Here is a 13,244-nt window from a genome sequence, read left to right as displayed (position 1 = left end):
TGCGGGGCCGGACGGCCCGTGCGCGCGATGCGCCCCGGAATTCAAAAGCGGGGCCGCGCGCATCCAGCGTTGGGCCCCGCAAACGGCTTCCATCATACCATCGCGCGTGCGCCGTCCCGCCCGTCGCCGGGTTTGCCCGATGCCGGCGCGGCACGATGGACCCGGCTCGACAGCAGCGTCGCCAGCACGATGCATGCGCCACCCGCCCACTCGCGCGCCGTCGGTAGTTCGTTCGCGAACACCCACGCGGACAGCGCGGTGATCACGATCTCGAACAGCATGATGATCGACGCGCGGTTCGCCGGCACGCGCGCGAGGCCATATTGCACGAGCAGGTTGTTCGCCGCCATCGTCACGCCGATCGCGGCGACGATCAGCGCGGCGACGCCGAGCTGGCCGCCCGCCGGCGCGGCCGGCAGCCCCTCGAACAGCGATGCGATCGCGCCGAACACCGCCGCGCCGCCGAACAGCGTCGCCGTGCGCATTTCGGCGCGCATGTCCGGCAGCTCGCGGCTCGCCTTGATCACGAGCACGTTGCTCATCGCGAAACTCAGGCCGGCCGCGAGCCCCGCCCATTCGGCCGGGTTGGCCGGCAGCGGCATGCCGAGCTTCGGCGACCACAGCATCAGCATCGCGCCGCCGATCGACAGCGCCGCAAGCCCCACGCCGGCCCAGGTCAGCCGCTCGCGCAGCAGGAAATGCGCGTAGATCGCGGTCCAGGCGGGCGTCAGGTAGAACAGCAGCATCACGCGCAGCACTTCGCCGTGGATCGTGCCCCATACGAAGCCCAGGTTCGTCACGCCCGCCGTGATCGCGATGCCAGGCAGCACCCAGTGCCAGCGCAGCGTGGCGATCGTGCGGTGCCGCACGACCACTACGAACAGGAAAGCAACGGCGCTCGTCAGCGCGCTCGCCAGCGTGCCGGTGAGCCCGAGCGACGCGAGGATCCGCAGCGGATACCAGATCAGGCCCCATACCGACGCGCCGATCAGGATGGCCAGCGTCGGCAGGCTGCCGCGTACCGCGTTATTCATTTGGTTCGATACCCTTTATTCGACCGGCCCGGCCGCCGTTCCGGCGGGCCGTGACCGCATTGCATCACGCTATAATCGTCCGTTGCGACCCGCGCGCCGTCGGCGCCCGCTCGCAGCCGTGCGGCACCCGCGCCGCCCCTTTCGCTCCAACCGGCCGCGATGGCCGCTTCGCCCGTGAACCCTCGACTCGACTCGCTCCAGCCCTATCCCTTCGAAAAGCTGCGCGCCCTGTTCAAGGACGTGACGCCCTCCGCCGGCCTGAAACCGATCAGCTTCGGTATCGGCGAGCCCAAGCACCCGACTCCGGCGCTGATCCGCGACGCCGTGGTGGCTTCGCTCGACGGCCTCGCGTCATATCCGGCCACGGCCGGCTCGGACGCGCTGCGCACGTCGATCGCGCACTGGCTGGAGCGCCGCTACGGGCTGCCGGCGATCGACCCGGCCACGCAGGTGCTGCCCGTGTCGGGGTCGCGCGAGGCGCTGTTCTCGCTCGCGCAGACGGTGATCGACGCGCGCCCGACCGCGGACGGCGAGAAAGCGATCGTACTCTGTCCGAATCCGTTCTATCAAATTTACGAAGGCGCGGCGCTCCTGGCCGGTGCCGAACCCTATTTCGCGAACAGCGACCCGGCGCGCAACTTCGCGTGCGACTACGCGGCCGTGCCCGAGGAAGTCTGGGCGCGCACCCAGCTGCTGTACGTGTGCTCGCCGGGCAATCCGACGGGCGCCGTGCTGACGCTCGACGACTGGCGCGAGCTGTTCGCGCTGTCCGACCGCCACGGCTTCGTGATCGCATCCGACGAGTGCTATTCGGAGATCTACTTCGACGAAGCGGCGCCGCCGCTCGGCGGCCTCGAGGCCGCGCACCGCCTCGGTCGCGGCTTCGAGCGGCTCGTGATGCTGTCGAGCCTGTCGAAGCGCTCGAACGTGCCGGGCATGCGCTCGGGCTTCGTCGCCGGCGACGCCGCGCTGCTGAAGAAATTCCTGCTCTACCGCACGTATCACGGCGCCGCGCTGTCGCCGGTCTGGCAGCACGCGAGCATCGCCGCGTGGAACGACGAGGCGCACGTGCGCGAGAACCGCGCGCTGTACCTGCAGAAGTTCAGCACGGTCACGCCGATGCTGGCCGACGTGATCGACGTGAAGCTGCCCGACGCCGCGTTCTACCTGTGGGCCAATGTCGCGCGCACCGGCCTGTCGGATACCGAGTTCGCCCGCCGCCTGTACGCCGACTATAATGTGACGGTTCTGCCCGGCTCGTACCTGGCGCGCGATGCGCACGGCACGAATCCGGGCCGCGATTTCATCCGGATCGCGCTCGTCGCGGGCACCCCCGAATGCGTCGAGGGCGCGCAACGCATCGTCGATTTCTGCCGGGCTCTCGCGCGGTAAGACGTCCATCCCGATCAATTCCATTCATCTCCTGCGAAAACGAACATGTCGCAACAACTTCAGCAAATCATCGATACCGCCTGGGAAAACCGCGCCGAGCTGTCGCCGAAGGCCGCGCCCGCCGACATCCGCGAAGCCGTCGCTCATGCGATCGAGCAACTCGACAAGGGTGCACTGCGCGTCGCCGAGAAGATCGACGGCAACTGGACCGTGCACCAGTGGCTGAAGAAGGCCGTGCTGCTGTCGTTCCGCCTGGAGGACAACGCACCGATGCCGGCCGGCGGCTACTCGCAGTTCTACGACAAGGTGCCGTCGAAGTTCGCGAACTACACGGCCGAAGACTTCGCCGCGGGCGGCTTCCGCGTCGTGCCGCCGGCCATCGCGCGCCGCGGCTCGTTCATCGCGAAGAACGTCGTGCTGATGCCGTCGTACACCAACATCGGCGCGTACGTCGACGAAGGCACGATGGTCGACACGTGGGCCACGGTCGGCTCGTGCGCGCAGATCGGCAAGAACGTGCACCTGTCGGGCGGCGTCGGCATCGGCGGCGTGCTCGAGCCGCTGCAGGCGAACCCCGTCATCATCGAAGACAACTGCTTCATCGGCGCGCGCTCGGAAGTCGTCGAAGGCGTGATCGTCGAGGAGAATTCGGTGATCTCGATGGGCGTGTACCTCGGCCAGAGCACGAAGATCTACGATCGCGAAACGGGTGAAGTCAGCTACGGCCGCATCCCGGCCGGCTCGGTCGTCGTCGCCGGCAACCTGCCGTCGAAGGACGGCTCGCACAGCCTGTACTGCGCGGTGATCGTGAAGAAGGTCGACGCGAAGACCCGCGCGAAGGTCGGCCTGAACGAGCTGCTGCGAGGCGACTGATGGCCAAGCCGCGCACCGTGGTCGTCTACGGCATTCCGAACTGCGACACCGTGAAGAAGGCCCGCGTGTGGCTCGACGATCACGGCGTCGAGTTCGAGTTCCACGACTTCAAGAAGCTCGGCGTCAGCGCACCGCTCGTCGAGGACTGGCTGAAGGACGTGTCGCTCGACGCGCTCGTGAACAAGCGCGGCACGACGTGGCGCGGCCTGGACGACGCCATGAAGGCGGCCGCGGAAACGAAGTCCGGCGCGGTCGCGCTGATGATCCACAAGCCGTCGGTCATCAAGCGCCCCGTGCTCGTCGTCAACGGCCGCGTGAAATCGCTCGGTTTCGTGGCCGATCAGTACGCGGCCCTGTTTGCCGCCTAGGGCCGCCCGCGCTGCGCCCGCGCCGCGCACGACGCCCCATCGCTGCCGGCCACCGCGCCGGCATTTTTTATCGAAAGTGGTCCGAACCATGTCCGCCACCCTAGCCCTTACCGAACAGCTGATCGCCCGCGCGTCCGTCACGCCCGACGACCAGCATTGCCAGCAGATCATGACCGAGCGCCTCGCTGCGCTCGGCTTCGAATGCGAGACCATCGCGTCGCACGGCGTGACCAACCTGTGGGCCGTCAAGCGCGGCACCGACGGCCGCGACGGCAAGCTGCTCGCGTTCGCGGGCCACACCGACGTCGTGCCGACCGGCCCGCTCGAGCAGTGGACTTCGCCACCGTTCATTCCCGCGCATCGCGACGGCAAGCTGTACGGCCGCGGCGCGGCCGACATGAAGACGTCGCTCGCGGCGTTCGTCGTCGCCTCCGAGGAATTCGTCGCGGCCCACCCCGGCCATCGCGGCGCGATCGCGTTCCTGATCACGAGCGACGAGGAAGGACCGGCCACCGACGGCACCGTGAAGGTCGTCGAGCTGCTCGAAGCGCGCGGCGAACGCCTCGACTACTGCATCGTCGGCGAGCCGACGTCGACCGCCGAACTCGGCGACGTCGTGAAGAACGGCCGCCGCGGCTCGATGTCGGGCGAACTGATCGTCAAGGGCGTGCAGGGCCACATCGCGTACCCGCACCTCGCGAAGAACCCGATCCACCTGCTCGCGCCGGCGCTTGCCGAGCTCGCCGCCGAACAGTGGGACGAAGGCAACGAATACTTCCCGCCGACCACCTGGCAGGTGTCGAACCTGCATGCGGGCACCGGCGCGACCAACGTGATCCCCGGCCACGCGGACCTGATGTTCAACTTCCGCTTTTCGACGGCGAGCACCGTCGAAGGCCTGCAGGCACGCGTGCATGCGATCCTCGACAAGCACGGCCTCGAGTACACGCTGAAGTGGTCGGTGAGCGGCCTGCCGTTCCTCACGCCGCGCGGCGACCTGTCGAACGCGCTCGAGAACGCGATCCGCGCCGAAACCGGCCTCACGACCGAACTGTCGACGACGGGCGGCACGTCCGACGGGCGCTTCATCGCGCGCATCTGCCCGCAGGTGATCGAGTTCGGCCCGCCGAACGGCAGCATCCACAAGATCGACGAACACATCGACGTGCGCTTCGTCGACCCGCTGAAGAACGTGTACCGCCGCGTGCTCGAACAACTGATTGCCTGACGGAGCCTCGCATGACGACACCTTTTGCAACCGTTCGCGACCTGCTGCGCTATGCGGTCACGCGCTTCTCGAAGGCGAAGCTCGCGTTCGGCCACGGCTCGGACAACGCGTACGACGAAGCCGCCTACCTCGTGCTGCACACGCTCGACCTTCCGCTCGACACGCTCGAGCCGTTCCTCGATGCTCGCCTGCTGCCCGACGAAATCGCGGCAGTGCTCGCGGTGATCGAACGACGCGCGACCGACCGCGTGCCGGCCGCCTATCTCACGCATGAAGCGTGGATGCACGGCCACCGCTTCTACGTCGACGAGCGCGTGATCGTGCCACGCTCGTTCATCGGCGAGTTGCTCGACGACGGGCTGCAGCCGTATGTCGCCGATCCCGAACAGGTCGGCGCGGTGCTCGAGCTGTGCACCGGCTCCGGCTGCCTCGCGATTCTCGCGGCCAGCGCGTTCCCGAATGCCGAGATCGACTCGGTCGACCTGTCCGAGAAGGCACTCGAAGTCGCCAGGATCAACGTGCACGACTATGGTCTCGACGATCGCATCACGCTGCATCACGGCGACCTCTACGCGCCGCTGCCCGCGTTCCGCGCCGAGCCCGACACACGCTACGACGTGATCCTGACGAATCCGCCGTACGTGAACGCAACGTCGATGGCGGCCCTCCCGCCCGAATACCGGCACGAGCCGGAGATGGCGCTCGCGGGCGGCGACGACGGCATGGACATCGTGCGACGCATCATCGGGCAAGCGCACAAGTGGCTGCACGACGACGGCGTGCTCGTCGTCGAGATCGGCAACGAGCGCGAGCACGTCGAAGCCGCGTTCGGCGGCCTCGAGCTCACGTGGCTGCCCACCAGCGCGGGCGACGACGCCGTGTTCCTGATCCAGGCGTCGGACCTGCCGCGCAAGGCCTGACGGCACCCCACGACCGAACCGTGCGGTACGGCACACCGCTGTCCCGCACGGTTCGGTAAGATGCGCGTAAGCGGCTGTCGCGCCGCACGACCTCAGGAGTCCGTCACGCGCCCATGACCCTCGACTGGTTACACCTCGGCACCCTGATCCTGGCCATCCATGTGCTCGGGATCATTGCGGCGTGTCACGCGATCTTGAACACGCGCACGTCGCAAGGCGCGATCGCGTGGGCGGTATCGCTCGCCGCGATGCCGTACCTGACGCTCATTCCCTATCTGTTCCTCGGCCGCAGCAAGTTCTCCGGCTATGTCGACGCGCGGCGCCACGAGATGGAAGCGCTACGCACGCACACACCGCGCGCGCCGTGGCCCGATGCGAACGCAACCGACGGGCCGGCCGCCGACGCGATCGGCCGAGCCGCCGTGCTCGCGCTTACGCGGCTGGGCGGAATGCCGTTCGTCGGCGGCAATGCGGTGCGCACACTCGTGAACGGCGACGCGACCTTCTCGGCGATCCTGTCGGCGATCGACGCCGCGCGCGACTACGTAATCGTCCAGTTCTTCATCGTGCGCGACGACGCGCTCGGCCAGATGCTGCGCGACGCGCTGCTCGCCCGCGCGGCGGCCGGCGTGCGCTGCTACCTGCTGTACGACAGCATCGGCAGCTTCGACCTGCCGCACAGCTACGTCGACACGCTGCGCCGTGGCGGCGTCGAGGTCCATCCGTTCGCGACCCACCGCAAGTTCGTCAACCGCTTCCAGCTCAACTTCCGCAACCATCGCAAGATCGTCGTCGTCGACGGCAATCGCGCGTTCGTCGGCGGCCTCAACGTCGGCGTCGAATATCTCGGCGCGAACCGGCGCCTGTCGCCGTGGCGCGACACTCATATCGAGATCCGCGGCCCCGTGGTGGCCAGCATTCAGTACGTGTTCGCCGAAGACTGGCACTGGGCCACGCAGACGCTGCCGACGCTCGCCACGCCGCCGGAGGCGCTGCCCGACGACGCGATGCATTGCCTCGCCGTGCCGATGGGGCCGGCCGACAAACAGGAAACCGGCTCGCTGTTCTTCGTCGAGGCGATCAACGCCGCGCGCGAACGGATCTGGATCACGACGCCGTATCTCGTACCCGACGAAGCGGTGATCGCCGCGCTGAAGCTCGCGGTGATGCGCGGCGTCGACGTGCGCATCCTGATCCCGAGCCGGCGCGACCACTACGTCGTGTTCGAGGCGTCCAGGCTCTATGCGCGCGATCTCGTCGACGCGGGCGTCAAGGTGTTCCGCTACCGGCCCGGCTTCCTGCACCAGAAGGTCGTGCTGATCGACCGCGTCGCCGCCGCGATCGGCAGCGCGAATCTCGACAACCGTTCGTTCCGGCTCAACTTCGAAATCATGGTGCTGACCGTCGATCGCACGTTCGCCGACGAGGTCGAGGCCATGCTCGACGCCGATTTCGCACTGGCCTACGAAGTCGATGCGAACGAGTATCGGCGCTCGCCCGCGTGGCGACGCATCGCGATGCACGTCGCGCGCCTGTTCGCGCCGATCCTGTAGCGGCCGCGCGAGCGCCGAACGTGCGCTGCCTGGATGACGGCACACGCTTTCGCGGGATTCGGCTCGGCGCGGCCGCCACTGCCCGCTCGGTCCGAACAGCTCCCCCCCGCCGCTTCTCGGCGTTACAACAGCTTGTCGATATCCGCGGCGATGTCCTCGGGCTTCGTCGACGGCGCATAGCGCTTGACGATCCGCCCGTCACGGTCGATCAGGAATTTCGTGAAATTCCACTTGATCGCCTTGAGGCCGAGGATGCCGGGCGCCTCGTCGGTCAGGTAGCGGTACAACGGATGCGCGTGGTCGCCCTTCACGTCGATCTTCGCGAACATCGGGAACGTGACGCCGTAGTTGCGCTCGCAGAACGCGCCGATCTGCGCGGCGTCGCCCGGCTCCTGCTTGCCGAACTGGTTGCACGGGAAGCCGAGCACGAAGAAACCGCGCGCCGCGTACTGGTCGTACAGCTTCTGCAGGCCCGCATACTGCGGCGTGAAACCGCACTCGCTCGCGGTATTGACGATCAGCAGCACCTTGCCGCGGTACGCATCGAGCGACGCCGGCTCACCGGCGAGCGTCTCTGCGCTGAACGAATACAGGGTGGACATCGGGCACTCCTTTTACGAAACCGGATCGAGGTGGAGTCTAGGCCAAATCGTGCCGTTGCGGCACCTGCCGAACGGCCGATATCCGGGGCGATGCGCGCGCAGTCTAGAATAGCGGTTTTGGTCAGTCATTCCCGCCGTGATCCGTTTCAATCAGTTCAGCCTTGCGCGCGGCACCAAGCCGCTGTTCGAGTCGGCCTCGTTCGTGCTCAATCCCGGCGAAAAGGCCGGCCTGATCGGCGCGAACGGCGCCGGCAAATCGACGCTGTTCTCGGTCCTGCGCGGCGAGCTGCATTCCGACGCCGGCGATTTCGCGATGCCGCCGTCGTGGCGGATCGCCCACGTGTCGCAGGAAACGCCCGCCGTCGACCGCTCGGCGCTCGACTACACGCTCGACGGCGACACCGCGCTGCGCGAGATCGAAGCGCGCATCGCCGCCGCCTCGGCCGCGCATGACGGCGCAGCCGAGGCCGACGCACATGCGGCCTTCGCCGACGCCGACGGCTATACCGCACCGGCGCGCGCCGAAGCACTGCTGCTCGGCCTCGGCTTCACGCTCGCGCAGACGCGCGAATCGGTCGCCAGCTTCTCCGGCGGCTGGCGCATGCGGCTGAACCTCGCGCAGGCGCTGATGTGCCGCTCCGACCTGCTGCTGCTCGACGAACCGACCAACCACCTCGACCTCGACGCGATCGTCTGGCTCGAAGACTGGCTGCACCGCTACGCTGGCACGCTCGTCGTGATCTCGCACGACCGCGAATTCCTCGACTCGATCTGCAACGTCACGCTGCATCTGGAAAATCGCCAGGTGAAGCGCTACGGCGGCAATTACTCGCAATTCGAAGTGCTGCGCGCGCAACAACTGGCGCTGCAGCAAAGCGCATACGAAAAGCAGCAGAAGACGATCGAGCACCTGCAGAGCTTCGTCGACCGCTTCAAGGCCAAGGCGACCAAGGCCAAGCAGGCGCAAAGCCGGATGAAGGCGCTCGAGAAAATGGAGTTGATCGCGCCCGCGCACATCGCATCGCCGTTCACCTTCGAGTTCCGCACGCCCGATGCGGCGCCGAATCCGATGATGGTGATGGAGGACGTCCGCTGCGGCTACCACGCCGACGACGGAACCGACATCCCGATCGTCGAACGCGTGGCGCTGTCGATCCAGAACGGCCAGCGCATCGGCCTGCTCGGCGCGAACGGCCAGGGCAAGTCGACGCTGATCAAGACGCTGGCCGGCACGCTCGCGCCGCTGTCGGGCCACGTGCGCGACGGCAAGGGGCTGACGATCGGCTATTTCGCGCAGCACCAGCTCGAAACGCTGCGCGAGGACGATTCGCCGCTCGCGCATCTCGCCCGGCTCGCCCCCGATACGCGCGAGCAGGAACTGCGCGACTTCCTCGGCGGCTTCAATTTCTCGGGCGACATGGCGACGAGCCCGGTCGGCCCGTTCTCGGGTGGCGAGAAAGCGCGGCTCGCGCTCGCGCTGATCATCTGGCAGAAGCCGAACCTGCTGCTGCTCGACGAGCCGACCAACCACCTCGACCTCGAAACGCGTCACGCGCTGACGATGGCGCTCGCGCAGTTCGAAGGCACGCTGATCCTCGTCTCGCACGACCGCCACCTGCTGCGCGCGACCACCGACCAGTTCATGCTCGTCGCGAAACACCGTCTGCAGCCGTTCGACGGCGATCTCGACGATTACCGCGACTGGCTCCTGCAGCATGCGGCCGAGCAGCGCGCAGCCGCGAAGGCCGACAGCGCGGCAGCAGCGGGTGTGGATCCGGGCGTCAACCGCAAGGATCAGAAACGTCAGGCGGCCGAGGAGCGCCAGCGGTTGTCGCAGTTGAAGAAACCGCTGCAGAACCGCATCACGAAGCTCGAAAAGGAAATGGAAACATTGCACGCGGAGAAGGCTCGCCTCGACGCGTTCGTCGCCGATCCGGCGAGCTACGAGGCCGCGCGCAAGACGGAACTGACCGACGCGATCCGCAAGCTCGGTGAGGTCAATACCCGGCTCGAAACGGTCGAGGCGGACTGGCTCGCCGTGCAGGAAGAGCTCGAGCAGATCGGCTGACCAGGGCCCGGGCGCCGTCGGCCGATCGCTTCATCTGCCACGCGCGGCACCCCCGGGATGCGTCGACGCCCGACGCACCGCCCGGCTGCGCCGGGCCCGGAAACGACAAGGCCGGGCACTCAGGCCCGGCCTCTTCGTCATTGTCGCGTTCGCCGTTGTCGCGTCGGCCGTTCGTCGGCCCCGCCGTCCGCTCAACGCCGCGGCAACGTATCGCGCGGCATCTGCTCGTCGTCGTCCATCAGGTGACGCCGCCCTTCGGTCGGCCGGCGGATCGCCGCGGCAACCTCCGCTTCCGTCACGTCCTCGGACACGACCCGGCGCGCGATGCGCCCTTCGTCGTCGATCCACTCGACGATCCGGCATCCACCGCCCCACGGCCGAACGATCGGCTCCGACACGCGGCAGCCGCGCAGGTTGTAACTGCGTCCGCCCGGCGTTTCCCCATACTGTTTGAACATAGGTTCCCTTCGCATTGCGCGGTTCGACAATCCGGCAAAGGATAGGGAAAAGCGATGTCCGGCGGGTTACATCAGCCTACATATTCTTTACAACGAATTACGCGACAGATCGGGGCGGGCCGGCACGCGCGGGTGCCGGCCACCACGGTCATTCGAGATCGCGCACGCGGTCGATCGCCTGCTCGATCCGCTCGACGGCCATCACGTTCAGCCCTTCGATCGGCTGTTTCGGCGCATTCGCCTTCGGGATCAGCGCTGCGGTGAAACCAAGCTTCGCCGCCTCGCGCAGCCGTTCCTGGCCACGCGGCGACGGCCGGATCTCGCCCGCCAGCCCCACTTCGCCGAATACGATCAGGCCCTTCGGCAGCGCCTTGTTGCGCATCGACGAATGGATCGCGAGCAGCACCGCGAGGTCGGCGGCCGGTTCGGTGATCTTCACGCCGCCCACCGCGTTCAGAAACACGTCCTGATCGAAACACGCGATGCCCGCATGACGGTGCAGCACCGCGAGCAGCATCGCGAGCCGGTTCTGCTCGAGGCCGACCGCGAGCCGGCGCGGGTTCGGCACGTGGGCCGTATCGACGAGCGCCTGGATTTCGACGAGCAGCGGGCGTGTGCCCTCCTGCGTGACGAGCACGCAGGAACCCGGCACGACCTGCTCATGCTGCGACAGGAACAGCGCGGACGGATTCGCGACACCGCGCAGCCCGCGCTCGGTCATCGCGAACACGCCGAGTTCGTTGACCGCACCGAAGCGGTTCTTGAACGCGCGCACGAGCCGGAACGACGAATGGGTGTCGCCTTCGAAATACAGCACAGTGTCGACAATGTGCTCGAGCACGCGCGGGCCGGCGAGGTTGCCCTCCTTCGTCACGTGTCCGACCATGATGATCGCGGTGCCGGACTGCTTCGCGATGCGCGTGAGCTGCGCCGCGCACTCGCGCACCTGGGCCACCGAACCGGGCGCCGACGTCAGCGCTTCGGAATAGACAGTCTGGATCGAGTCGATGACGGCAACGTCCGGCCGTTCCGCATCGATCGCGGCCTGGATCTTCTCGAGCTGGATTTCGGCGAGCAGCTTCAACTCGGCCGCCGGCGCGCCGCCGTCGAGCAGCGCGAGCCGTTGCGCGCGCAACGCGATCTGCGCGGCCGATTCCTCGCCGCTGATATAGAGTGCACGACGCTCGCTCGCGATGTCCGCGAGCGACTGCAGCAACAGCGTCGACTTGCCGATGCCCGGATCGCCGCCGATCAGCACGACGCCGCCCGGCACCAGCCCGCCGCCCAGCACGCGGTCGAATTCGCCGATGCCGGTGGAGAAGCGCGGCACGTCGGCCGCCTCGATGTCGACAAGCCGCTGCACGGGCGCCCGCTTCGCGAGCGACTGGAAGCGATGGGCGGCCGGAGACTCGGCGACCGATTCGACGAGCGTGTTCCAGGCCTGGCACGACGGGCATTGCCCCTGCCACTTCGGGGTTTGTCCGCCGCACTCGCTGCAGACGTAGACGGTTTTCTGTTTTGCCACGCGTGCTGCCCTTATTCCGCGCGCACCGGCACGCGGCCGGCGACCGCGCACATCAGTTCATAGCCGATGGTCCCGCAATGGCGCGCGACGTCGTCGATCGGCAGCGCGTCGCCCCACAGCTCGACCCGCGCGCCGACGCCGGCCTGCGGGCACGGCGTCAGGTCGACGGTAATCATGTCCATCGATACGCGGCCGACGATCCGCGTGCGGATGCCGTCGACGATCACCGGCGTGCCTTCGGGCGCGACGCGCGGATAGCCGTCCGCATAGCCGCACGCGACGACGCCGATGCGCATCTGCGCCTGCGCGGAGAACGTCGAGCCGTAGCCGATCGCCTGCCCCTTCGCGATCGTCTGCACGGCGATCAGCTCGGACGCGAGCGTCATCGCGGGCTTCAGGCCCGTGTCGGCGATGTCGGCCGACAGCCCCGACGGCGACGCGCCGTACAGCACAATCCCCGGGCGCACCCAGTCGAAGTGCGTATCCGGATGCCACAGCACGGCAGCCGAATTCGCGAGACTGCGCGCACCGGCAATGTTTTCCGCACCGCGCTCGAACGTCGCGAGCTGCTCGGCCACACCGCGCTCGTTGTCCGCGTCCGAAAAATGGGTCATCAACGTAATCTGGCCGATGCCGGGGCACGCGCGGGCGCGCTCCCACGCGGCGCGGTATTTCTCCGGCACGTAGCCGAGCCGGTTCATCCCGCTGTTCATCTTGAGGTGCACGTTGACCGGCTTCGACAACCGCGCCGTCTCCAGCATCCGCATCTGTTCGTCGTTGTGGACGGTGGTCGTGAGGCTGTAGCGGTCGATCACGTCGATGTCGGTCGAGCGGAAGAACCCTTCGAGCAGCAGGATCGGGCCGGCCCAGCCGAGCTCGCGCAGCTTCACGGCCTCGTCGAGGTCGAGCAGGCCGAAGCCGTCGGTGCCGCGCAGGCCGGGAAACACGCGCGCGAGACCGTGGCCGTACGCGTTGGCCTTGACGACCGCCCAGACCTTGGACGGGCCGGCAAATCGGCGGACGACGGAGAGATTGTTCGCGAGAGCGGCGGTGTGGATGGTGGCGGAGATCGGGCGCGGCATGGGAAATTTACGTAAAGACGCTTGCGAATCATCAGCTTACCGCGCCTTTTGAGCACCGAAGCCGACAATTTGCGGAACGATCGGGGAATCTTGCTAGTCCGAATTGCCGTATTTTCGTGTTATAAAGCCGTGCGCACAACC

Annotated in this window: 12 protein-coding genes; 7 read left to right on the top strand and 5 right to left on the bottom strand. The window is 67.6% G+C overall.

Features of this window, described 5'->3' with window-relative positions; genetic code table 11:
- Positions 1–92: 92 nt before the first annotated feature.
- Positions 93–1,034, bottom strand: a complete 942-nt coding sequence (locus tag HWX22_RS08065) for a DMT family transporter (RefSeq protein WP_059701553.1) — start codon at positions 1,032–1,034, stop codon at positions 93–95.
- A gap of 159 nt (positions 1,035–1,193) precedes the next feature.
- On the opposite strand from HWX22_RS08065, the gene dapC reads away from it, so the two are divergent.
- The 6 genes from dapC to cls all read left to right on the top strand — a co-directional run bounded on the left by dapC (position 1,194) and on the right by cls (position 7,368).
- Positions 1,194–2,426 carry a succinyldiaminopimelate transaminase gene (gene dapC / locus HWX22_RS08060; RefSeq protein WP_175911673.1) on the top strand — a complete coding sequence of 411 codons (1,233 nt, stop codon included), beginning with the start codon at positions 1,194–1,196 and terminating at the stop codon, positions 2,424–2,426.
- Between the two features lie 45 nt (positions 2,427–2,471).
- Positions 2,472–3,299 carry a 2,3,4,5-tetrahydropyridine-2,6-dicarboxylate N-succinyltransferase gene (gene dapD, locus HWX22_RS08055; RefSeq protein WP_059817751.1) on the top strand — a complete coding sequence of 276 codons (828 nt, stop codon included), beginning with the start codon at positions 2,472–2,474 and terminating at the stop codon, positions 3,297–3,299.
- A complete protein-coding gene (locus HWX22_RS08050; protein WP_044847939.1) occupies positions 3,299–3,667 on the top strand; it encodes an ArsC family reductase in 369 nt (122 codons plus the stop codon). Before dapD ends, HWX22_RS08050 begins: the two co-directional genes overlap by 1 nt.
- Before the next feature lie 88 nt (positions 3,668–3,755).
- Positions 3,756–4,895, top strand: a complete 1,140-nt coding sequence (gene dapE, locus HWX22_RS08045) for a succinyl-diaminopimelate desuccinylase (RefSeq protein ID WP_059529300.1) — start codon at positions 3,756–3,758, stop codon at positions 4,893–4,895.
- Between the two features lie 11 nt (positions 4,896–4,906).
- Positions 4,907–5,815, top strand: coding sequence for a 50S ribosomal protein L3 N(5)-glutamine methyltransferase (gene prmB / locus HWX22_RS08040; protein ID WP_175915359.1), 909 nt, complete (start codon positions 4,907–4,909; stop codon positions 5,813–5,815).
- Positions 5,816–5,928: 113 nt separating this feature from the next.
- Positions 5,929–7,368 (top strand): cardiolipin synthase, encoded by a 1,440-nt coding sequence (cls, locus tag HWX22_RS08035; RefSeq protein WP_175915358.1) that lies wholly within the window; start codon positions 5,929–5,931, stop codon positions 7,366–7,368.
- Between the two features lie 122 nt (positions 7,369–7,490).
- Here the strand turns inward: cls and HWX22_RS08030 are convergent, their stop codons facing one another.
- On the bottom strand, positions 7,491–7,970 hold the full coding sequence (locus HWX22_RS08030; protein WP_059529292.1) for a glutathione peroxidase: 480 nt from the start codon (positions 7,968–7,970) through the stop codon (positions 7,491–7,493).
- A 136-nt stretch (positions 7,971–8,106) separates the two neighbouring features.
- Here HWX22_RS08030 and HWX22_RS08025 point away from each other — a divergent pair, with 136 nt between their 5' ends.
- Entirely contained in the window at positions 8,107–10,038 is a 1,932-nt protein-coding gene (locus tag HWX22_RS08025; RefSeq protein ID WP_059817756.1) for an ATP-binding cassette domain-containing protein, read from the top strand.
- A gap of 191 nt (positions 10,039–10,229) precedes the next feature.
- Here HWX22_RS08025 and HWX22_RS08020 read toward each other — a convergent pair whose 3' ends face one another.
- The 3 genes from HWX22_RS08020 to alr all read right to left on the bottom strand — a co-directional run bounded on the left by HWX22_RS08020 (position 10,230) and on the right by alr (position 13,103).
- Positions 10,230–10,496 carry a DUF2866 domain-containing protein gene (locus tag HWX22_RS08020; RefSeq protein WP_175915409.1) on the bottom strand — a complete coding sequence of 89 codons (267 nt, stop codon included), beginning with the start codon at positions 10,494–10,496 and terminating at the stop codon, positions 10,230–10,232.
- A 148-nt stretch (positions 10,497–10,644) separates the two neighbouring features.
- Complete coding sequence (gene radA, locus HWX22_RS08015; RefSeq protein WP_044847946.1) at positions 10,645–12,021, bottom strand: DNA repair protein RadA; 1,377 nt, start codon at positions 12,019–12,021, stop codon at positions 10,645–10,647.
- Between the two features lie 11 nt (positions 12,022–12,032).
- On the bottom strand, positions 12,033–13,103 hold the full coding sequence (gene alr, locus HWX22_RS08010; RefSeq protein WP_059529283.1) for an alanine racemase: 1,071 nt from the start codon (positions 13,101–13,103) through the stop codon (positions 12,033–12,035).
- Between the last annotated feature and the right edge of the window lie 141 nt (positions 13,104–13,244).

It is taken from the genome of Burkholderia sp. BCC1638 (assembly GCF_902833195.1).
Taxonomy (GTDB): domain Bacteria; phylum Pseudomonadota; class Gammaproteobacteria; order Burkholderiales; family Burkholderiaceae; genus Burkholderia; species Burkholderia diffusa.
Note: the sequence above shows the minus strand (reverse complement) of the source record. Positions and strands in the feature narration are given on the sequence as shown.